Source organism: Roseovarius sp., assembly GCF_965228755.1.
In the GTDB taxonomy this organism is placed as follows: domain Bacteria; phylum Pseudomonadota; class Alphaproteobacteria; order Rhodobacterales; family Rhodobacteraceae; genus Roseovarius.
The window spans coordinates 45,625-66,356 of the sequence record NZ_CBDDIG010000005.1 but is presented as its reverse complement, the minus strand read 5'-3'; the positions used below and the strand labels follow the sequence as shown (position 1 = coordinate 66,356).

Below are 20,732 nucleotides of genomic sequence, written 5' to 3'. Positions count from 1 at the left end.
TGGCGGCGGTCAGGGGGTCGGTGTGCCGCTTTGGCTGCCCGGGCGGGGGTCGTCGTCGCGGTGCCAGGGGCGCGTGCGTTCGGTCTGGCGGCAGATGTCCTGGAGGGCGGTTTGCAGGCCTTCGGCAAGGGTGGGATGGTAGAACGGCAGGTCGAGCACGTCGGAGGCGGTGAGGCCCTGCTGGATGGTCCAGGCGAGGAGGTGGGCGAGGTGTTCGCCGCCCGGCGCACAGAGGGAGGCGCCGGTGAGGCGGCCATCGGTGGCGCGGGCGTGGAGGCGGAGGAGGCCGTGGGCCTGCCCCATGACCTTGGCGCGGCCCTGGTCGGCATAGTCGACGGTGCCGGTGACGTGGGTGTCGTCATCCGGGTCGGGGATGGTGCCGATGGTGGCGGCCTCGGGGCGGGTGAAGGAGATGGCGAGGGGGGTCTTGCGGGGGGAGGCCGAGACGTCGGGCCAGGTGGCGGCGTTGCAGCCGGCGATGGTGCCCTCGGCCGAGGCCTCGTGCAGGAGGGGGCGGTCGTGGTTGGCGTCGCCGGCGATGAAGACGGGCGCGTCGCCGCATTGCAGGGTGTCGGGGTCGAAGATCGGCGTGCCGTGGTCGTCGAGGTCGAGATCGGTGTTTTCGAGCTCCAGCGCGTCGAGCGAGGGCGGCCGACCGGCGGCGACCAGCACGCGCTCGAACCGGGCTGTGTGGCCGTTCCAGGTCAGCTCGACCCCGTCGGGATGGGGCGCGGGGTGCGGCTTGCAGTCGAGGTGGATGGGGAAGCTGTCGGAGAGGATGGCATAAAGGGCGCGGCTGGTCTCGGGCGGCAGGCCGGCGAGGGTGTCGCCGCTGTCGAACAGTTCCACCTGCACCCCCAGCCGGTGCATGGCCTGCGCCAGTTCCAGCCCTAGCGGCCCGGCGCCGATCACCGCCATGCTGGCGGGCAGGTCGTCGAGTTCGAAGATGGTGCGGTTGGTGAGCACCCGGTCGGCAACCGCGCGGTAGGGCCCAGGCAGGTCGGGCGCGGCGCCGGTGGCGATGACGATGGCGCGGGCCTCGACCGTGTCGCCGGTGTCGAGGGCCAGCACGCCGGGCGCGTCGAACCGGGCCCGGGCGCGCAGGCAGGTGCCGTCGGGCAGATCGGCGATCGACCGGCGGACGCCGCGGGCGAAGTCGTCGCGCATCCGGCGGACGCGGCCGAGCACTTCGGCGCCGCGCACCTCGACCCGGGCATGGATGCCGAAGCGCTCGGCGTCGGAGGCGCCATGCGCCGCGTCGGCCGCCGCGATCAGCAGTTTCGAGGGCATGCAGCCGACCGTGGCGCAGGTGGTGCCGGCAAATTCCGGGTCGATCAGCCGGGTCGTCGCCCCCTGCCGCCTTGCGTGACGCTCGGCCGCCAGCCCGGCGGTGCCGGCGCCGATCACGGCGACATCTGCAACATGGCGGGTCATCGGGCCTCCTGCATCCTGTCGGGATCAACCCGGCGACGGGGGTGCAGGTTCCGGAACGGCGGAATGGGCCGCCGAACCGGTCAGGCGCGTCAGAACCGGAGCGAGGCCCGGAGGTTGAAGGACCGGCCCGGTTCCTTCAGCGGCGTGACGGTCGCGAATTCCTGTCCGTAGGTGGCGCGTTCGGTGTAGGTCTCGTCGAAGACGTTGTCGATCTCGGCGCGAAGGGTCAGGTTCTTCATCCGGCGCGGGGTGTATTCGGCGAAGAGGTTGAGCACCTCGAAGCCGCCGATCTTGCCGCCCGGGGCGCCCGCCGCGGTCTCGTCGAAGACGATCTGCGCGTCGGCGCCGAGGGTCAGGCCGAGCGGATCCCAGGTGTTGGCCACCTCGAGCACGAGGTTGTCACCCAGCGGCGTGGTCAGGTAGCGGCCGGTGTAGCTGTCGGCCGGGCCGCCGTTGATCTTGTTGTCGATATTGGCATAGGCGATGCGCGCGAAGCCGGTGGACCAGTTGTAATCGGCGCTGACCTCAAACCCTTCGGTGTCGAGATCGGCGACGAGGCCCGGGGAGGCGCCGAACAGCCCGGTCGCGGGGTCGAGCAGCGTGCGGGCGTTGTCGATATTGGTTTTGAAGAGCCGCCCGTTCAGATTCCAGTTGCCCAGATGGACATTGGCGCCGAGGTAGTAGTTTTCCGACGTGACGGGCGAGATCGAGGCGGGATAGGTCCAGGCCGGGTCGAAGAGGAAGCTTTCGGCCAGCGCGATGCCACCCCAGTTATGCGAGGCGCCGGCGCTGAGGGTGAGCGCGTCGGAGATGTCGTAATCGCCGGAGATGTTGGCGGAGAGCCCGTCATTGTCGTAGCTCGTGCCGTCGACGCCCGTAAACTCCTGAAAGTCGTAGCGGGCGCCGGTGGAGAGGCGGAAGCGGTCGGTCACGTCAAGCTCGGCCTGCACGAAAAGGCCGAAATTGTTGGCCTTCTCCCGCGCAAAGAAGACGGCCGTGCCCTCGCCGTTGATGTCGGCGACATCGCTGTAGAAATCGGCGCCGGCCTTGACCGTGCCGTTGGCGACCGTGAACTCGTTCACGAATTTGCCGGTGAAGCTGGTTGTCTCGCCGGAATAGGCGTCGGTGCGGCCCGGCATGGGGCCGGTGTAAAGCTCGGTGGAGTTGTAGGCGATCTGGACCGTGGGGTTCCACATGTCGGTGGTGTCGCCGAACTCGTAGGAGAGGACGAGGTTCTGCCGCTCGAGCGTGTAGGTCCGGGTGGCGAACATGCCCCGCAGCCCGGCGAAATCGGCCCGCAGGGGGCGCTGTGCGTCGTCGCGGACGTTTTCGTAGCTGAGCTCGAGCCGGCTGCCATTGGCGCCGTTATAGGCCACCTTGGCCAGCCCGCTGGTCAGTTGCGTGCCCGAGCCGGTGATGTCGATCCCGTCGCCGTCCTCGCGCAGGCCGCCATCGGCGTATTTGCCGAAGGCGAGGTACTCGAACCCGCCTGTGACGCCGAAGATCGCGAGGCTGTTGGTGAAGACGTTGCCGTTACTCTGGTACTCGGTGATGAAGCGGCCGCCGAAGCTGCGGCCCTCTTCCAGCAGGTCGTTGACGTCCTTCGTCTCGAAGGCGATGGCGCCGGCCATGGCGCCGGGGCCCGCATCCGCCGGGGCGACGCCGGGGTCGACCCGGACGGCCTTGAGCAGTTCGGGGTCGATATAGGTGGTGGCGCTGTGGTGGAAGATGCGGTTGTTCTGGCGGGCGCCGTCGATCGTGACGTTGAGGTTGTTCTCTTCCACGCCGTTGACGTAGATCTTCTGCGAGATCGGCAGCGAGCTTCCGACCGAGACCGAGGGTTCGGACTTGAACACTTCCTGCAGATCCTTGGGAGTTGTTCGCGTCAGGTCCTCGTTGTCGATGCCGATTTCGGACGTGGCATCGGAGCCGATGTAGATCGTGCCGAGCACGAAGGGTTCCGGCGCCTGGGCGAAGGCGCCCCCGGCTCCGACGATGAAAATAAACGTGGCATGAGGCGTCGCGCGGCGCATGATCCGTCCCCCGAATTGTCGTTATTGGATTTGGGGGTAGCGGATGAATTGGCTGCCTGTCGGGCCCTGAGGTGACACAGGGCCGGAGGGAATGCAAGCGGCGTCCCGCCGTTACATAAGTTTTGCATACCATTGCACACCTATCAGCTTGAACTTCGCGCCGATTGCCTTCAGTTTCCCGTCGTCTGCCCACGGAGGACAGCCTCGGGACGTGTGAAAGAACACGTAGGTGGAGACGAAATTCGGGAGGAATCGCATGATAATGCGCGCCATTGACGGGCTTAACGAGATCGTCGGCCGAATCGTTGCGGTCGTGGCGATCGTCTTTGCCGCGATCATCATTTTCGACGTGGTGATGCGCTATGCGTTCAGCGAGCCGACGCGGTGGGCGTTCGACGTCTCGAAGCAGCTTTTCGGCTTCTACTTCGTTCTGCTGGGCGGCTACGCGCTTCGGCACGGGGCGCATGTGAAGGTGGATATCCTGACCGAGAAATTCGGCCCCGGGGCCCGCAGGATCGTCGACCTGCTGGGTTACGTGATCTTCTTCTTCCCGTTCGCCTGGGTGTTCCTGACCCGGTCGTGGGAGTTCGCGGCGCGGTCCTGGGCGCAGGGCGAGGTGACCTATGGCGCGATCCAGATGCCGGTCTATCCGCTGAAGATGGCAATGTGCGTGGCGGCCGGGCTGCTCTTGCTGCAGGGCGTATCCGAGGTTCTGAAGATCGCGCTGGGTCGCGGGGAGGCTGCGCGTGACACCTGAACTTATCTCCGTTCTGATGTTCGGCCTGCTGGTGGCGGGCCTGTTCATGGGGCATCCGCTGGCCTTCGTGCTGGGCGGGACGGCCGTTCTGACGGCGATCATCGCCGGGAAGCCGATGGTCCTGGGGATCGTGATCAACCGGATCTATGGCGATGTGCTGGACAATTACACGCTGATCGCCATTCCGCTTTTCGTGCTGATGGCGCGCTTTTTGTCGGATTCCGGGGTGACGGACCGGATGTTCGAGACGCTGCGGCTGTTGCTCAGCCGGGTGCGGGGCGGGCTGGCGCTGGCGGTGGTGTTCATCTCGATCCTGCTGGCGGCGACGACGGGGATCATCGGCGCGTCGATCACCGTGATGGGGGTGATGGCGCTGCGGCCGATGCTGCAATACGGCTATTCCCAGTCGCTGACGACCGGAGTGATCGCGGCGTCGGGGTGCCTTGGCATCCTGATTCCGCCGTCGATCATGCTGATCCTGATGGCGAGCTATTCGCCGCTGTCGGTGGGCGAGCTGTTTGCCGGGTCGATGATACCGGGGGTTCTGCTGGGGCTGAGCTATGCCGTCTATGTCTACGTGATTTCCGTGCTGCGGCCCGACCTGGCGCCGGCGGTGGAGCCGGAGGAGAAGACCAGCCGGGGCGAGCTGATGCGGATGCTGGTGATGGAGGCGTTGCCGCCGCTGCTGCTGATCTTCGGTATCCTCGGCTCGCTGCTGGCGGGGATCGCGACGGCGACCGAGGCCTCGGCCATCGGGGCGGCGCTGGCGCTGCTGATCGTGATCCTGCGGCGGAAGTTCCGGCTGGAAACCTTTTACAGCGCGATGCTGGAAACCGCCCGCACCTCGGCGATGATCCTGTTCATCGTGGTCGGCGCCACGGCCTTTACCGGGGTGTTCAACATCACCGGGGGCCTGCGCGCCACGCAGGAGCTGATCCGGGCGCTGGAGATGGAGCCGTGGATGCTGGTGGCCGTGATGATGGCCATCGTCTTCGTGCTTGGCGCCTTCCTGGACTGGACGGGGATCGTGCTTTTGTCGTTCCCGATCTTCTTGCCGATCGTGCAGGAGATGCCGGATGTGAGCCTGTTGTGGTTCGTGGTGCTGATGGCCGTGGTGCTGCAGACCTCGTTCCTGACGCCACCATTCGGATACGCCCTGTTCTACCTGCGGGCCATCGCGCCGCGCGAGGTGAAGACCGCGGCGATCATCCGCGGTGTGCTGCCGTTCATCGGGCTGATCGTGGTGATGTGCGTGCTGGTGGCGCTGTTCCCGTCGCTGGTGACGTGGCTGCCCGGCGCCCTCTATTCGAACTGACTTTCAACCTAGATAGGAGAGTATCATGACTGCCAAGGCACTCATTTTCGCCGCCTCCGCGGCGGCTGCCCTCGGCTCGCAGGCCGTGGCGCAGGAAAGCTGGACCATGACGACGACGTGGCCCTCGTCGCTGGAGTTGATTGAGACCGACAAGCATTTCGTCGAGCTGGCCAACAAGCTGACGGAAGGCGAGCTGACCATCGAGTTCTTCGAGGGCGGTGCGCTGGTGCCGGCGGGCGAGGTCTTCGGTGCGGTGGAATCCGGCACGGTTCAGGCCGGCGCCGACTGGCCGGGCTACTGGGCCGGCCGCGATGCCGCCTTCTCGCCGCTGGCCACCACGCCCAGCCTGTTCAACGCGGTCGACTACGTGAACTGGATCCAGCAATGGGGCGGCGCGGAGCTCTATAACGAGGTCTACGGCAATTTCGGCATGGTCTACCTGCCCTATGGCGTGACCAACAACGAGTCCGGCTTCCGCACCAACGAGCCGATCGTCAATCTCGAGGACCTGCAGGGCAAGCGCCTGCGGCTGTCCGGCCTGGAGCAGGGCAAGCTGCTCGAGCGTCTGGGCGGCAACCAGGTGTCGATGGCCGGTGGCGAGATCTACCAGGCGCTCGAGCGCGGGGTGATCGACGGGGCCGAATTCTCGACCCCGAATGTCGACTGGTCGGGCGGCTTCCAGCAGGTCACCGATTACTGGGCGACGCCGGGCTGGCACCAGTCGGCCTCGGTCTTCGGCGTGATGATCAACAAGTCGGCCTGGGACGCGCTGACCCCCGAGACGCAGGAGAAACTGCAGATCGCGGCCGACGCCACCCTGCTGTGGTCGCTGGCCTTCACCGAGAAGCGGGCCACGGAAGCCTATGCCAAGTTCAACGAGGCGGTCGAGATCAACCGCTACGACGACGAGACGCTTGAAGAGGTCCAGAAAATGGCCAACGAGGTGATCGTCGAGACCGCCTGCGAGAACCCGAATTCCGCGAAGGTCTACCTGAGCATGGTCGAGTACCTGGAAGACTACAAGCAGTGGCGCGACGCCTCGGCCCCGTTCAACCTTGGCCGGACGCCGAACGGCCCGGACGTGGAAGCCCTGCGCGAATGCGCGGGCTGAGGCTGGCCGGATAATTGACCAGGATGCCCGCCGATTCCGGCGGGCATTTTCCGTTCTAGGGCAGTGGCTTGCGGCACGATGCGCGGATAGCGGCTGGTCATTCCGAAAGCCGCGGGTGTAAAGAACGGCTGTGGCTGACCCGGCCTGTCCGGCACGGTCTGACCGGGGGCCGGCGAAGATGACGATCAGGCAAGGTGAACGCATATGAAGGACTGGAGTTCGGCCGCGACGGCGCTTTACGATGGCGGGGCCCGCCGGATGTTCATCGGCGGAGACTGGTGCGAGGCGCAATCCGGCGAGACCATCGAGGCGCGCAACCCGGCCGATGGCACGTTGCTGGCCACGGTGCCGAAGGGCGGCGCCGCCGATATCGATGCGGCCGTGACCGCCGCGCGCAAGGCGTTCGAGGGGCCGTGGGCGAAATGGACGCCGTTCGAGCGGCAGAACCTTCTGCTGCGTATCGCCGAGCGGTTCGAGGCGGAATGGGAAAACCTGTGCCTGTCGGACACGCTGGACATGGGGATGCCGATCCAGCGGACGCTGGCCAACAGCCGTCGGGTCCTGGGCATGCTGCGGTTCTATGCCGGGCAGGCCGTGGCCATTCACGGCGCGACGATCCCCAACTCCTTCCCCGGCGAGATCTATTCGCAGACCGTGCGCGAGCCGGTCGGCGTGGTGGGCGCCATCATCCCGTGGAATGCGCCGATCGCCGGGTCGATCTGGAAGATCGCGCCGGCGATTGCGACCGGCTGCACCGTAGTGCTGAAACCGTCGGAGGAGGCCTCGCTGACCGTGCTGATGATCGCGCGGATCATGCAGGAGGCGGGGCTGCCGGACGGGGTGCTGAACATCGTCACCGGGCTGGGCCACGAGGCGGGCGCGGCGCTGGCCGAGCATCCCGGCGTCGACAAGCTCGTCTTCACCGGCTCGACCGCGACCGGGCAGGCCATCGCCCGGGCGGCCACCGGCAACCTGAAACGGGTGTCGCTGGAGCTGGGCGGGAAATCCCCGGTGATCGTGTGCCGGGACGCCGATATCGAGAAGGCCGTGCCGGTGGCGGCGATGGCGGTATTCGCCAATTCCGGGCAGATCTGCATCGCCGGGTCGCGCCTGTTCGTGGCGCGGGAGATCCATGACGAGTTCGTGCGGCGGGTGGCCGATTATGCCGCCGGGCTGCGGATCGGGCATGGCATCAGCGAGGAGACCGATATCGGCCCGATCATCTCGGCCCGGCAGGCCGAACGGATTGCCGGTTACCTGTCCAAGGGCCCGCAGGAGGGCGCGCAGGTGCTGACTGGCGGCGCGCGGGCCGAGGGACCGGGGCTGGAAGCCGGGCATTTCTACCATCCGACGGTGCTGGGCGGGGTGACCGACCAGATGACCGTGGCGCGGGAGGAGATTTTCGGGCCTGTCATTTCGGCCCTGCCCTTCGACAGCATCGACGAGGTGGTCGCACGGGCCAATGCCACGCCCTACGGGCTGGCCGCCGGCGTGTTCTCGACCCATCTGGGCACCGCGCACAAGCTGGCGCACCGGCTGAAGGCCGGGTCGGTCTGGGTCAACATGTACCACGCCATAGACCCGGCGGTGCCGTTCGGCGGGGTGAAGATGTCGGGCTATGGCCGCGAGGGCGGGACCGAGCACATGGAAGAGTACCTGGATACCAAGGCGATCTGGATCAACGCGGACTGAGCGGTTCGGCCGGCACGGAGGGAGAGCGGAAAGATGGAAGTCGGGATCATCGGCGTCGGGCTTATGGGGCATGGCATTGCCCGGAACGTGATGGAACGCGGCGGGTTCGGGCTGAGCTTTCTGGCGCATCCGGGGAACCAGCCGACCGAGGATATCGTGGCGCTCGGCGCGCGGGCCTGTGCCACGGCGGGCGAGGTGGCGGCGGGGTCGGACGTGGTGATCCTCTGCGTCACCGGCTCGCCGCAGGTGGAGGCGATCGTGACCGGCGAGGACGGGCTGGCCGCGGCGCTGCGCTCCGGGGCGGTGGTGGTGGATTGCTCGACCGCGCTGCCCGAGTCGACCCTGCGGATGGGCGAGGTCGTGCGGCAGGCGGGAGGAGATTACCTCGACGCGCCGATGACGCGGACGGCGGCGCATGCCCGGGCGGGCACGCTCAACCTGCTGGTGGGCGGCGAGCGGGAGGTGCTGGAAAAGGTGCGGCCGGTGCTGGCGGCGTTTACCGAGAAGGTCGATCATGTCGGGCCGCTGGGGCATGGGCACCGGCTGAAGCTCTTGCACAATTACGTGTCGGTCGGGTTCATGACCTTGCTGGCCGAGGCCGCGGCGCAGGCGGCGGATAGCGGGGTGGACCCGCAGGTCTTCGTTGACGTGCTGGCCGGGGGTGGCGGGGCGAGCGCGGCGCTGGACCGGCTGGCGCCCTATATCGTCTCGGAGGATCGCGACGCCCTGCCCTTCTTCGTGGCGAACGCGCAGAAGGACATTGACTATTACCGCGCCATGTCGGACTCCTCGGGCGCGCGCAAGGTCGTTGCCGACGGTGTGTCGGCGGCGCTCGCCGAGACGGTCGAGGCCGGTTTCGGAGAGGCTTACGTGCCTGAGCTGGTGCGCCTGTTCAGGAAGGAAACCAACACCTGAGACGGACGCTGGCGGCCCGGATGTCACCGGGTTGCCACCGAAAAAATACCTGTGTAGCAATCGCATACGTTCAACGGGAGGATATCCATGACGTTTATGACCCGCGGGCTGGTTTCGACCGGCGTTTTCCTTGCCCTGGCCGTTCCGGCCGTCGCGCAGACCGAAGTGAAGATCGGCTACGCGCTGGCCCCCGACAGCCACTACGGCGTCGCGGCCGCGAAGTTCGAGGAGGTCGTCAAGGCCGAGACCGGCGACGCGTTCGAGTTCAACCATTTCCCGTCGTCCGGCCTGGGCGGCGAGCGCGAGGTGATCGAGGGGCTGCAGCTTGGCACGATCGAGGCGACCATCGTCTCGTCGGGCACGCTGGCGAATTTCGTGCCGGATACCGGCGTGTTCGACATCCCCTTCCTGTTCCGTGACCTCGACCATGCCCGCGCCGTGCTGGATGGCGAGATCGGGCAGGAGATCCTGGCCAAGTTCGACGATGTCGGCCTGCACGGGCTGGCCTGGGGCGAGCAGGGCTTCCGCCACATCACCAACAACCGTAACCCGATCGAGACGCCGGAAGACGTGCAGAGCCTGAAGATCCGCACCATGGAGAACCCGGTTCACCTGGCGGCCTTCAACGCGATGGGCGCGGCGCCGACGCCGATGGCGTGGCCGGAGGTGATCTCGTCGCTGCAGCAGGGTGTGATCGACGGGCAGGAGAACCCCCTGTCGGTGATCGTGTCGGTGAAGCTGGACGAGGTGCAGAAATACCTGACCCTGTCGGGCCATGTCTATTCGCCGGCGATGCTGATCGTGTCGAAGCCGTTCTGGGACGGGCTGGATGACGAACAGAAAGCCGTGTTCGAGAAGGCCGCGGCAGAGGCCGTGACCGCGATGCGTGGTTATGTCGACGATGTGGAGACCACGGGCGTCGAGACGCTGAAGGAGCGCGGCATGGAAGTGAACGAGCTGTCGGCCGAGCAGAAGGCCGCCTTCCAGGAGTCGATCGCCTCGGCCTACGAGGAATATTACGAGACCTACGGCAAGGACCTTGTCGACTCGATCGTCGATTTCGAGTGAGCAGATTGTGCCGGCGCCCACGTGGCGCCGGCGCGCTTTCCGGGGGTGGCCATTGAAACGCATTGAGCGAGCCTTCGTTGCGCTGAACGGCTGGGCGCTGATCCTGATGCTGTCGGGCATGGCCCTGGTGGTGGGGGCCAATATCGCGCTGCGCTACCTGACCTCGCATTCGCTGCCATGGGCGGACGAGGTGGCGCGCTACCTGATGATCTGGCTGACCTTCATCGGGGCGGGCCTGATCCTTCGGATCGGCGGCCACGTGGCGATTACCAACCTGCAGGACGTGCTTCCGACGACCGGGCAGAAGGTTCTCAGGGCAGTCATCGTGCTGATCCTGCTGGCGTTTTTCGGCTACATGGTGTTCGTCGGCTGGCAGTATGCCCAGCGCATGCAGTACCAGATGACCCCGGCGCTGCGCCTGCCCTTCATTTACATATACGCGGCGATGCCGGTGGGGTTCGCCCTGCTGATCGTGCATCTGCTGCTGATCGCCCGGCCGTTCATCGAGGCCGGGGCCTACAAGCCGCTCGATGGCCAGGGCGCGGATGAAATGGTCACCGGCGGCGCCAATGGCTGAGATCCTGTTTCCCGCGCTGTTCCTTCTGCTGGCGCTTGGCCTGCCCGTTGCCTTCGCGATGGCGATTTCGGCTTTCGCGGCGATCATGCTGGCCTCGAGCTATCAGCCGCTGGTCGTGGTGAAGGAGATGTTCGCGGGGCTCGACAGTTTTCCGCTTTTGGCGGTGCCGTTCTTCATCCTCGCCTCGGAGATCATGACCGGGGGCGCGGTGACGCTGGCCATCTTGCGGCTGGCGCAATCGCTTGTCGGGCACATGCGCGGCGGGCTTGGCCATGCGAACGTGATCAGCTCGGCGATGTTCGCGGGCATATCGGGCAGCGCGCTGGCCGATGCCGCGGGGCCGGGCACGATGATGATCCGGATGATGGAAAAGGGCGGCTATGACCGGCCCTATGCCAGCGCCCTGACGATTTCGAGCGCCGTAGTCGGGCCGATCATCCCGCCGTCGATCACGATGATCATCTACGCGATGCAGGACCAGGAAGTGTCTGTCGGCTCGCTGTTCATGGCGGGGATTTTGCCGGGGCTGCTGATCACGCTGATGGTTCTGCTGGCCAATGCCCGGCAGAGCAAGCGGCGCAACTATGCCTCGGGCGAGCCGATGCCGCCGCTGGCCGAGATCGCGCGGATCGCGTTCTTCGCGCTGCCTGCGCTGATCCTTGTGGTGCTGATCGTCGGCGGCATACGGTTCGGCGTGTTCACGCCCACCGAGGCCTCGGTGATCGCGGTGTTCTATGCGCTGCTGGTGGGGATGTTCGTCTATCGCTCGCTGCGGTTGCGGGACCTGCCCGGCATCGTGCTGCGCGCGGCGCTGACCTCGGGAGCGGTGCTGCTGATCCTGGGGGCGGCGCGGGCCTTTGCCTGGGTGCTGATCATCGAGAGCATTCCGCAATTCCTGGCCGAGACGATCATCGCCTGGGACCTGGCGCCGATCGTGTTCCTGCTGGCGGTGAACCTTCTGCTGCTCGTCTTCGGGCTGTTCATGGACCCGCTGCCGGGGGTGATGATCCTTGTGCCGATCCTGGCGCCGATCAGCTTTGCGCTGGGGATCGACCCGAACCATTTTGCCATCATCGTGATCGTCAACCTGACGCTGGGCCTGACGACGCCGCCGGTGGGCAGCCTGATTTTCGTGGTGTCCTCGACCATGGGGCTGAAACCCTCGACCCTGATCCGCGAGATGCCGCCCTTCTTCCTGGCGCTGGCGGTGGCGTTGCTGACGATTACCTTCGTGCCGTTCCTGTCGACATGGCTGCCCCGGGTGAGCGGGTTCTGAATCCGATCCAGCGAGGAATCAGGATCTGGTCTATCCGCCTACCGGGGCCGGGGCCAGCGCATGGCCCCCTGCCCGGCTGAAGCAGCGCCGGAGAAGGGCGCCGGTGTCGAGGATCATCACGCTGCCACGGGTCGGGCTTTGAATGCATCCGCAGACATCCTCGGCAATCTTCATGGTCGTGTCCCGATGGTTGAGAGCCGACATCTCGTACACCTTGTTCTCGGTGGTGATGACAATTTCGTCGATCGTATCGACGACGATCCCGTACTTGTTGCCGTCGTTGCGGAAGATCAGGACCTTTTCGCCATGCTGACGCGAGGCCGGCATTCCGTACAGCTTGCGCGGGTTGATCAGGCTTATGAGTTCGCCGCGCAGGTTGATGACCCCGTCGACGAATTCGATGGCGTAAGGCGGCTGCAGCAGGGTGCCGGGGTAGTCGATCACCTCCTTCACCTGTGACGTTTCGAGGGCGAAGCGCTTGTCGAAGGCGAAGACGATGAAGGTCAGGCGCGCGCTGGCGGTCCGGCTTTCCGGGTCGGTGCTGGCGGTTTCCTCGGGCGGGTGCACCTCGCGGCAGCGGCGGGCGGTGTCGACGAGGATCCGGTCGCGCTTCATGACCTCGTAGTCGAGCATCATGACGATCTCGTTCTCGGCGCCCAGAAGGCAGCCCTCGACGATATCGGCGCGCGGCAGCGCCAGCTTGGTGAATTGCAGCACCTCGTCCTCGAAACAGGCGATGATGCTGTCGATGGAATAGACCAGCAGGCCAATCGGCCCGCCGTCGGTCTGGACGACCAGCATCTTGCGTTTCGGGGGTGTTTCCCGGGTCGACCGCAAGTCGGCCGCGTCGCCCATGAACTTGCGGAAATCGGCGACCGGGATGACCGCGCCGCGCAGGTTGGTGATGCCGATGAAGCAATCGTGGACGAGGATCGAATCCATGATTTCAGGGGCGTCCATCACCTCCTTCACGTGGCGCAGGTCGATGGCACAGGTGGTGTGGCCGAACTGGAAGGAGAGGCAGTTGAAGCGCCGCCCGCGCGAGGGGCCCTGATCGCCCGGGAGGCCCGACAGGGCCTGGCCGCGCGGCACCTTCTCGAGGCTGAGGATCTCGCACGGGTCGAGGATCTGAACGATGCGTTCGCCGCCGTCGAGCTTGAGCAGACCTTCGACGACCACGTCCTTGACCTGGCCGTCACGGGGGCGGAAATCGACGCGGAAGCGTTCCTCGACCTTGAGCACCTCGCCCGTGCGGTCGACCAGAAGACCGATGCGGTGGTCGCCATCCTCGACGATGGCGACCTTGCGGTCGGAGGGTTGCCCGGCGGGGAATTCCAGCAGCTCCCGCAGGTCGACGACGGGGATGATCATGCCGCGCAGGTTGATCAGGCCGCGCATGAAGCGGGGCGACAGGGGCATGGCGGAGATCGTCGCGGGTTCGTTCACGACCTCGCGGATCACGCCGGCGCGGAGGGCGAATTCGATCCCGTCCAGCCAGAACGAGCCGTAGATCGTCTGGTCCGCCGCATCGCGCCCGCGACCCGGGGCGATCATGTCGGTCGTGGCGGAGGGGTGTTCCGATGCGGGGTCGGTCGGCAGCGAGGTCATGTCCGTTCCCCCAGGCGCGGGATCTGTGCCACGTCAAATTCGCCGGTGGTGCAGTCGATGGTGACCTGTCGGCCGAACACGCCGCCGGTGTCCTCGTGAATGTTGCGCAGGCCCAGCTTGCGGACGGCGCGGTAGGCGCTTCCGGAATTGACCGTGCCGACCAGTCGCCGCGGGTCGGTGTCGGGTGGCATGGTCATGTTCGCGCCGCCGATGACGATGGCCTTGATGTGCTTCCTGTCGAGCGGGCCGATGTCCATCAGCGAGACGAGGGAGCGCACCGCCTGGTCGACGTGCCGCCCGCCGATGGTGTCGGTGACCGTACCGGAGTCGGACAGCAGGCAATGCGCCAGACCGAAGATGCCGCGGGCCGGGTAGAGGAAGCCGAGGCCGATGCAGGAGCCGAGGATGGCGGTCAGGATATCGCCCGGGCCGCCGGTCTTCACTTCGCCGATCTGGACGTGGATCTTCTGGGCGGTGGTCATGCGCCGCCCCCTTTCGCGCGGGTGGCGGGGCGGTAGATGATGGGCTCCACCTGTTCGAAATCGGTGTCGATATGCTTGAGGGATTCGGATTCGCCGATGAAGAGCACCCCGTCGGGATGCAGCGCCGCGCGGGCATGGCGGAGGATCGTTTCCTGGTCGGCGGCGGTGAAGTAGATCAGCACGTTGCGCAGGAAGATGGCGTCGAACAGCGCCGTGTTGCGCAAGGGGGTGAGCAGGCTGTGCTGCCGGAAGCGGATCCGCGACCTGATCCTGGGGCCGGCCTTGAAGCCGGCCTCGTCGGAGCCGGTCATGTGGCGGTCGAAGAGGTCGGGCTGTTCCTGCCGGAAGCGGGCGACGGGGCGGCCCTTGTAGAGGCCGGCCGTCGCCACGTCGATCACGCGCGAGGAGATGTCGGTGCCCAGGATGGCATAGTCGAACCGTTCGGAGCGGTTGCGCTGCTCCTCGAGGTAGACGCCGGCGGTGTAGGCCTCTTCCCCGGTGGAGGCGGCGGCGGACCAGACGCGCATCGGGCGGTTCTGCACCCGCGCCGCGAAATCGGGCAGGAAGACATCGTTGAAATAGGTCCAGACCCGGGGCGTGCGGTAGAAATAGGTCTCGTTCGTGGTGACCCGGTTGGTGAGTTCCTGCCGTTCCGCCGGATCCTTTGACAGACGGGTGATATAGGCCCGGTAATCGGGCAGCCCGAGGTCGCGCAGGCGCGGCCGGAGGCGGGTGACCAGAAGCGAACGGCGCGCGTCGCCGATGCTGATGCCGGTCTGGGAGTAGACGATGGCGCGCAGTTTCGCGAAATCGCCATCGCTCATGGTTTTCGAGCTCTCCATGCTGCTGCACTTTCCCTGAATGAGCCGGGCCTGGTGGTGTCAGGCGTCGAGTTTCGCGATTTCGTCGGTCAGCCCCTCGGCCCCCACCCGGAGCCCGTCGGTGGCTTCGGCGATGGAATCGGAGGCGACGACGGCCTGTTCGGAGGCGTCGACGATGCTCTGGATCGCCTCGGCCACGTCGCGGGCGGCGGTCTGCTGTTCGTTGGCGGCGACGGAGATCTGGGTGATGGACTCGGTGGTGTCGGAAATGCCGGCGAGGATCTTGGTGAAGGCGGCGCCCGCCTCGCGCGAGACCTCGCTGCCCTGGGTCACGCGCTTGACCGTCTCGTTGATCAGCTTGGTGATCTCCTTGGTGGCCTGCGACGACCGCTCGGCCAGTTTGCGCACCTCGTCGGCCACGACCGAGAAGCCGAGCCCGTGTTCACCGGCGCGCGCCGCCTCGATCGCCGCGTTGAAGGCGAGCAGGTTGGTCTGGCCGGCGATTTCGCTGATGACCTTGACGATCTCGTTGATCTCTTCGGAGGAGGCGTTGATCAGGTCCATCGCCTCGATCGAGCGGTCGATGGCCTTGGCGCCGAGATCGGCCTCGTCCTTGGTGCGCTTGGCGATTTCGTCGGACATGCCGCTGTTCTGGGCGATGGAGTCGATCGAGGCGCTGAGTTCCTCGACCGAGGCGTTGATTTCCTCGGTGGTGCAGCCGAGGGTCTGGGCCCCTTCCGCCACCTTCTTGGCCTGTTCGTCGATATCGGCGGATTTCGCCACGAAGTCGGCGGCGATGCGGGAGACGTTCGCCTCCACCGCCTTCTGGGCGGTGATGTCGGTGGCGAACTTGACCACCTTGAACGGCTTGCCCCTGGCATCGAAGATCGGGTTGTAGGACGCGCTGATCCACACCTCCTTGCCGTTCTTGCCGAGGCGCTTGTACTGTGCCGCCGCGAATTCCCCGGCCGCCAGGTCGGACCAGAAGGCCTTGTATTCGCCGCTGCGGACATAGTCGGGGTCGCAGAACATGCGGTGGTGCTTGCCTCGTATCTCGTCCAGCGCATAGCCGGTCACCGCGAGGAAGTTCTCGTTCGCGGAGAGAATGGTGCCGTCGAGCTCGAACTCGATGATGGCCTGGGCGCGGCTGATGGCGGCCATCTTGCCGTCCTGCTCGGCGGTGCGGCGTTTCTCGGCTGTGATGTCGGTGGCGAATTTCACCACCTTCACGGGTTTGCCACGGGAATCGAGGATCGGGTTGTATGTGGCGTTGATCCAGACTTCGCGGCCATTCTTGCCGAAGCGCTGGAATTCGCCGGAGGCGAACTGCCCGTCGGCCAGATCGGCCCAGAACGCCTTGTATTCGCTGCTGGCGGCATAGTCGGTATCGCAGAAGATGCGGTGGTGGCGCCCGGTGATTTCGTCGAGGCCGTATCCGGTCACGGCCAGGAAGTTTTCGTTCGCGGTGCGGATCGTGCCGTCGAGCTCGAACTCGATCATCGCCTGGGCACGGTCGATCGCGGCGAACTTGCTGTCCTGCTCTGCCGTGCGCAACTTTTCGGCGGTGATGTCGGTGGCGAACTTGACCACCTTGACCGGCTTGCCATCGGCATCGAAGACCGGATTGTAGGAAGCGTTGATCCAGATCTCGCGCCCGTTCTTGCCGAAGCGCTGGAATTCGCCGGCGATGAATTCGCCCATCGCAAGCTGCATCCAGAAATCGCGGTAGGCGTCGGAGGCCACCAGCTGCGGATCGCAAAACATCTTGTGATGGCGGCCCTGGATCTCGGCCAGATCGTAGCCGAGCGTTTTCAGGAAATTGTCGTTCGCGGTCAGGATCGTGCCGTTCAGGTCGAACTCGATCACCGCCTGAACGCGGTGGACGGCTTCGACCACTGCGTGCAGGTACTGGTCATCGTTGGATGCGTCGGTTGTGGCAACCGCATTACTCTTGGCGTTCATGTCCCCGGCCCTTGTCTGGATATAACCCGGGCACCATCCGCGCCGCGGCTTAAGCCCCGGTTAAAAACCGGCCCGAACCGGGCGGTGTCGTTTCAGGTATTTATCGAAAATTCACCTGTGTTGGCCGACGGGCGCCGGCCCGTGCCCGGGGTGAGCCGCAAGCGGGCGGCGCGATGGCTACCGGCTGTGGTAGACGAACACCATCTGGCGCGTCGTGCCCTCGGGCGGCGCCGGGAAGGGGGCCGATTTGCGGACCTGTGCGACCGCCGCCTCGTCGATACCGGAGGACCCGGAGCTGTTGATGACCCGGACCCAGGCGATCGATCCGTCGGCATTGATCTGGAACTGAACCCGGGCCGAACCGCGTTCCGACGTGCTCATCCGCGCGGTGCTGTTGAGGTGGGTCAGCACCCGCCCCGCGTAGTTGGCCGCCTCGGCATTGCCCGACGCGCCGAGATTGCCGAAGACCGAAGCGCTTGCGGCGGCGAGGCCGCCGTTCTGTGCCAGCAATTCGAGGCCGCTGCTTTGGATGCGGGTGCGTTGATCGCCGGAGGGCTGCGCGTCGTCCTGTGCCGTTTCGGGGCTGCGCAGCGCCTCGGTGGAGGGCCGCTGTTTCGGCGGCCGCAGCGAGCGGGTGACGGCGGTACTCTCGACGGTGTCCTCGCTGGGCGTGGCGGGGATGTCGGGGGTCTCTTCGGTTGCCTCGATGGTGACCTGGGGGGCGTCGGGCTGCCGGGCCTCCTCGACCGGGTCATCCGGGGTGTCCGGCGTTTCCTCGGCGGGCTGTGCCGTCTCGGGGGTGGGATCGGGCGTTTCGGGCTGCTGGGCGGCAAGCTCGGTTTCCGCCTCTTCGCCGGTCTCGGACGGCTGGGCGGCATCGGGCGTGATCGTTTCCGACGCGTCGGTGCCGGGCGTGATGTCGCTTTGCGGATTGTCCGATTCGACCAGGGCGTTCGAGGTCGCCAGCGAGTCCTCGACCTGATCGGGGCTGGTGACCTCGGGTTTCTCCATCGGCGGGGTCGGTTCGGGTTCGACCGGCTCGGGGGCGGATTCGACGAAATCGTCGAACGTGCCGCTGACATCGGGGGGCGGCGGGGGCGCGCTTCCCTCGGTGCGGCTGACCTCGCGCGTGGCGAAGTTCAGCAGCAACAGGTGCGTGAGCAGTGACAGCAGGATCGCCACCGCCGCGACGAGAAGCGAGCGTCTGATCATCAGCAGGTCCGGGGCGCAGGCATGGCCCCCGGCGGAGCAACCCGACGTGGCACGGCCGCCAGCGGCCCCGGAAGCGGGGCGACGACCTGCGCTGTCATGATCGAACATCTCATCGGAGCGACCCCGATCGCAAAGGGACTTGGTTCAGGACGGGCCTGAGCTATGTGGTTCGGTTTGATAGTTAGTGCAAGAGCGCGCCGCGGTCCATCGGGGGGCGGATCGGACGCGGGGCCGGAAACGGGCACAATCGCGGTTTTTTGCCGGGGTTTCCCGGAAAGTTGATGACCTGTTATCGTTCGGGCCGGGCCGTGTCGTCTGCGCCCGGCAGCCGGAGGCCGGCGCCGCGCGCGACATCCCAGAAGGCGGTGACCGCGGTCGACCGGGGGGTGCCCGGTTTCTTCACGAGGTAGATCTGCCGTTCCGTGCCCGGCGTCAGCGGCACGGTGCGGACGCCCGCCATGTCCTGCGGCAGGGAGAGCGAGGCGACGATGGCGGCCCCCTGCCCCGCGCCGACCAGTGCGAGGATGGAATGGGTCTGCTGAACGCGGTGGCGCGTGTCGGGGCGGTGCCCGGCGGCCCGGAACCAGTCAAGGATGGCAGGCTCGTTGCCGGCGAGGGTCATGATGAAGGGCAAGGCGGCCAGATCACCGGGCGAGACGGCCGGTCGTGCCGTCAGCGGGTGCCCGTCCGGAAGGAGCGCGACGAGCCGGTCGGTGGCGATGGGCAGGGCGTCGAGATCATCGACCGGGTCGGAGAGCACGGCGACATCGGTCAACCCTTTCGAGAGCGTCTCGCGGGTGGTGTCGTCGGGCCCTTCCTTGATGCTGACGGTGATGCGGGGGTGGGCCTTGCGGAAGCGGCTCAGGAGGTCGGGCAGGATACGGGTGGAGGCGGTCGGCCCGAAGGAGCCGATGCGCAGGGTGCCCGCACGGTTCTGGCGCAGCGCGGCAAGCTCTGCGGAGAGCGCCGCGAGCGAGCGGTCGATGTCGGTGGCGTGGGCGACGACCACCTCGCCCGCCTCGGTCAGGGTCAGGGGCCGTGTCTCGCGACGCAGCAGGGTGAGGCCGGTGGCCTGTTCGTATCCGGCGACGGCGCGGCTGACGGCGGATTGGGTGAGCCCCAGCCCGTCCGCGGTGCGGGAGACGCTGCCGGTCTCGCGGAGGCTTTTCAGCGCGCGCAGGACGGTGAGGGAGGGGTCGGGCATGAGTATGATTGAAACTCATTTTTAAGTGCAATTTGATTAATCTAGAACATAAACATGGCGCCACCAAGAGGAGACCGACATGACCACGGCTGCGATTGATCTGAACGACCTTCCGGACAAGCTGACCGGGCCGTCTGCCTGGATTGGCCGCGATATGGCCGGCAATCCCGATCGGTGGCTGTACCGGCTCGACGAGGCGGATATCGCCGATCTGGAGCAGGCGGCGGAGCATTTCCTGGGCCTTGGCCGGGACGTGGGCGAGATCACGCGGGAAGATTTTCCGCTGCAGCGCTTCACCGGCCACCTGGAGGAGTTGCGGTGCACGATGCGTGAGGGCGTGGGCGTCGAGGTGCTGCGCGGCTTGCCGGTTTCGGAGTACAGCCAGAAGATGGCGGCGACCATCTTCTGCGGGATCGGCGCGCATATCGGCAGCGCGCGGTCGCAGAATGCCCAAGGTCACATCCTTGGCCATGTGCGGGATACCGGGGCGGATGCCAACGACCCGAACAGCCGGATCTACCAGACCTCGGCCCGGCAGACCTTCCATACCGACAGCGCCGACGTGGTGGGCCTGTTGTGCCTGAAGAAGGCGAAGGAAGGCGGCCGGTCGCTGCTGGTCAGCGCCGAGAGCATCTACAACCGGATGCGGGCGGAGCGGCCGGACCTGCTGTTGAAGCTGTTCGACCCGATCGCCACGGACCGGCGGGGCGAGGTGCCGGAGGGCGCGAAGCCCTACATGGAGATCCCGGTGCTGAACTGGCACGAGGGGTGCCTGACGGTCTTCTACCAGCGCCAGTATATCGACAGCGCCCAGCGGTTCGACGAGGCGATGCGGCTGACGCCAGAGCATGTCGAGGCGCTCGACATGTTCGACCGGCTGGCCGACGACCCGGAGCTGAACTTCGCCATGGACCTCGAGCCGGGGGACATGCAGTTCGTCTACAACCATTCGCAGCTGCATGACCGGACCGGCTTTCTCGACTGGCCCGACCCGAAGGAACGCCGCCACCTGCTGCGCCTCTGGCTGTCGCTGGAAGGGGATCGCCCGCTGCCGGAGTGTTTCCGGGAGCGGTATGGCTCAATCGAGATCGGCAATCGCGGCGGGATCATCACGAGGGAGACGCGGCTCCACGCCCCGCTCGACTAGCCGGGGTATGCCGCCCCTACCCTTTCGGCGCGTCCGGGAGGGTGGTCTCTTCCGGGGTGCCCATGTCGTGGTTGCCGGGGACGATGGGGCTTTCGAGGTCGATCGAGTTATCCGCCAT

The 20,732-nt window shown here is 66.4% G+C and carries 17 protein-coding genes; 9 read left to right on the top strand and 8 right to left on the bottom strand.

The genetic code is table 11. From position 1 onward, the window contains the following. Nucleotides 1–9: 9 nt before the first annotated feature. A complete protein-coding gene (locus ACO07J_RS03660; protein WP_422026415.1) occupies nt 10–1,434 on the bottom strand; it encodes a dihydrolipoyl dehydrogenase in 1,425 nt (474 codons plus the stop codon). Between the two features lie 89 nt (nt 1,435–1,523). Beyond that, nucleotides 1,524–3,467: a TonB-dependent receptor domain-containing protein gene (locus tag ACO07J_RS03655; RefSeq protein WP_422026413.1), complete on the bottom strand. Its 1,944-nt coding sequence runs from the start codon at nt 3,465–3,467 to the stop codon at nt 1,524–1,526. Nucleotides 3,468–3,723: 256 nt separating this feature from the next. Between ACO07J_RS03655 and ACO07J_RS03650 the strand changes: the two genes are divergently transcribed. The 8 genes from ACO07J_RS03650 to ACO07J_RS03615 all read left to right on the top strand — a co-directional run bounded on the left by ACO07J_RS03650 (nt 3,724) and on the right by ACO07J_RS03615 (nt 12,178). Further along, on the top strand, nt 3,724–4,224 hold the full coding sequence (locus ACO07J_RS03650; RefSeq protein ID WP_422026411.1) for a TRAP transporter small permease subunit: 501 nt from the start codon (nt 3,724–3,726) through the stop codon (nt 4,222–4,224). 16 nt (nt 4,225–4,240) lie between these two features. Then, nucleotides 4,241–5,539: a TRAP transporter large permease gene (locus tag ACO07J_RS03645; protein WP_422029693.1), complete on the top strand. Its 1,299-nt coding sequence runs from the start codon at nt 4,241–4,243 to the stop codon at nt 5,537–5,539. A gap of 25 nt (nt 5,540–5,564) precedes the next feature. Beyond that, nucleotides 5,565–6,650, top strand: coding sequence for a TRAP transporter substrate-binding protein DctP (gene dctP, locus ACO07J_RS03640; RefSeq protein WP_422026409.1), 1,086 nt, complete (start codon nt 5,565–5,567; stop codon nt 6,648–6,650). Nucleotides 6,651–6,854: 204 nt separating this feature from the next. Beyond that, on the top strand, nt 6,855–8,342 hold the full coding sequence (locus ACO07J_RS03635; RefSeq protein WP_422026407.1) for an aldehyde dehydrogenase family protein: 1,488 nt from the start codon (nt 6,855–6,857) through the stop codon (nt 8,340–8,342). A gap of 33 nt (nt 8,343–8,375) precedes the next feature. Next, nucleotides 8,376–9,257: an NAD(P)-dependent oxidoreductase gene (locus ACO07J_RS03630; protein WP_422026405.1), complete on the top strand. Its 882-nt coding sequence runs from the start codon at nt 8,376–8,378 to the stop codon at nt 9,255–9,257. Nucleotides 9,258–9,344: 87 nt separating this feature from the next. Next, nucleotides 9,345–10,325: a TRAP transporter substrate-binding protein gene (locus ACO07J_RS03625; protein ID WP_422026404.1), complete on the top strand. Its 981-nt coding sequence runs from the start codon at nt 9,345–9,347 to the stop codon at nt 10,323–10,325. 52 nt (nt 10,326–10,377) lie between these two features. After that, nucleotides 10,378–10,902, top strand: coding sequence for a TRAP transporter small permease (locus tag ACO07J_RS03620; RefSeq protein ID WP_422026402.1), 525 nt, complete (start codon nt 10,378–10,380; stop codon nt 10,900–10,902). Next, the gene (locus ACO07J_RS03615; protein WP_422026400.1) at nt 10,895–12,178 is read left to right on the top strand and encodes a TRAP transporter large permease; all 1,284 of its coding nucleotides are present in this window, start codon (nt 10,895–10,897) and stop codon (nt 12,176–12,178) included. Before ACO07J_RS03620 ends, ACO07J_RS03615 begins: the two co-directional genes overlap by 8 nt. 30 nt (nt 12,179–12,208) lie before the next feature. Here the strand turns inward: ACO07J_RS03615 and ACO07J_RS03610 are convergent, their stop codons facing one another. The 6 genes from ACO07J_RS03610 to ACO07J_RS03585 form a co-directional block, all read right to left on the bottom strand. Next, nucleotides 12,209–13,786, bottom strand: a complete 1,578-nt coding sequence (locus tag ACO07J_RS03610) for a chemotaxis protein CheW (RefSeq protein WP_422026398.1) — start codon at nt 13,784–13,786, stop codon at nt 12,209–12,211. After that, entirely contained in the window at nt 13,783–14,268 is a 486-nt protein-coding gene (locus ACO07J_RS03605; RefSeq protein ID WP_422026396.1) for a chemotaxis protein CheD, read from the bottom strand. The genes ACO07J_RS03610 and ACO07J_RS03605 overlap by 4 nt, the downstream gene beginning before the upstream one ends. Continuing rightward, complete coding sequence (locus ACO07J_RS03600; protein WP_422026394.1) at nt 14,265–15,110, bottom strand: CheR family methyltransferase; 846 nt, start codon at nt 15,108–15,110, stop codon at nt 14,265–14,267. The genes ACO07J_RS03605 and ACO07J_RS03600 overlap by 4 nt, the downstream gene beginning before the upstream one ends. Nucleotides 15,111–15,149: 39 nt before the next feature. Then, nucleotides 15,150–17,051, bottom strand: a complete 1,902-nt coding sequence (locus ACO07J_RS03595) for a PAS domain-containing protein (protein ID WP_422026393.1) — start codon at nt 17,049–17,051, stop codon at nt 15,150–15,152. Between the two features lie 177 nt (nt 17,052–17,228). Continuing rightward, nucleotides 17,229–18,263 (bottom strand): TonB family protein, encoded by a 1,035-nt coding sequence (locus ACO07J_RS03590; protein WP_422026391.1) that lies wholly within the window; start codon nt 18,261–18,263, stop codon nt 17,229–17,231. Nucleotides 18,264–18,552: 289 nt separating this feature from the next. Beyond that, nucleotides 18,553–19,467 (bottom strand): LysR family transcriptional regulator, encoded by a 915-nt coding sequence (locus ACO07J_RS03585; protein WP_422026389.1) that lies wholly within the window; start codon nt 19,465–19,467, stop codon nt 18,553–18,555. Nucleotides 19,468–19,546: 79 nt separating this feature from the next. On the opposite strand from ACO07J_RS03585, the gene ACO07J_RS03580 reads away from it, so the two are divergent. Then, nucleotides 19,547–20,614: a TauD/TfdA family dioxygenase gene (locus tag ACO07J_RS03580; protein ID WP_422026387.1), complete on the top strand. Its 1,068-nt coding sequence runs from the start codon at nt 19,547–19,549 to the stop codon at nt 20,612–20,614. Nucleotides 20,615–20,732: the final 118 nt, after the last annotated feature.

Coding starts and splice junctions, on each gene's coding strand:
- ACO07J_RS03660 (WP_422026415.1), bottom strand. CDS start 1,434: ATGACCCGCCATGTTGCAGATGTCGCCGTGATCGGCGCCGGCACCGCC.
- ACO07J_RS03655 (WP_422026413.1), bottom strand. CDS start 3,467: ATGCGCCGCGCGACGCCTCATGCCACGTTTATTTTCATCGTCGGAGCC.
- ACO07J_RS03650 (WP_422026411.1), top strand. CDS start 3,724: ATGATAATGCGCGCCATTGACGGGCTTAACGAGATCGTCGGCCGAATC.
- ACO07J_RS03645 (WP_422029693.1), top strand. CDS start 4,241: ATGTTCGGCCTGCTGGTGGCGGGCCTGTTCATGGGGCATCCGCTGGCC.
- dctP (WP_422026409.1), top strand. CDS start 5,565: ATGACTGCCAAGGCACTCATTTTCGCCGCCTCCGCGGCGGCTGCCCTC.
- ACO07J_RS03635 (WP_422026407.1), top strand. CDS start 6,855: ATGAAGGACTGGAGTTCGGCCGCGACGGCGCTTTACGATGGCGGGGCC.
- ACO07J_RS03630 (WP_422026405.1), top strand. CDS start 8,376: ATGGAAGTCGGGATCATCGGCGTCGGGCTTATGGGGCATGGCATTGCC.
- ACO07J_RS03625 (WP_422026404.1), top strand. CDS start 9,345: ATGACGTTTATGACCCGCGGGCTGGTTTCGACCGGCGTTTTCCTTGCC.
- ACO07J_RS03615 (WP_422026400.1), top strand. CDS start 10,895: ATGGCTGAGATCCTGTTTCCCGCGCTGTTCCTTCTGCTGGCGCTTGGC.
- ACO07J_RS03610 (WP_422026398.1), bottom strand. CDS start 13,786: ATGACCTCGCTGCCGACCGACCCCGCATCGGAACACCCCTCCGCCACG.
- ACO07J_RS03605 (WP_422026396.1), bottom strand. CDS start 14,268: ATGACCACCGCCCAGAAGATCCACGTCCAGATCGGCGAAGTGAAGACC.
- ACO07J_RS03600 (WP_422026394.1), bottom strand. CDS start 15,110: ATGGAGAGCTCGAAAACCATGAGCGATGGCGATTTCGCGAAACTGCGC.
- ACO07J_RS03595 (WP_422026393.1), bottom strand. CDS start 17,051: ATGAACGCCAAGAGTAATGCGGTTGCCACAACCGACGCATCCAACGAT.
- ACO07J_RS03590 (WP_422026391.1), bottom strand. CDS start 18,263: ATGATCAGACGCTCGCTTCTCGTCGCGGCGGTGGCGATCCTGCTGTCA.
- ACO07J_RS03585 (WP_422026389.1), bottom strand. CDS start 19,467: ATGCCCGACCCCTCCCTCACCGTCCTGCGCGCGCTGAAAAGCCTCCGC.
- ACO07J_RS03580 (WP_422026387.1), top strand. CDS start 19,547: ATGACCACGGCTGCGATTGATCTGAACGACCTTCCGGACAAGCTGACC.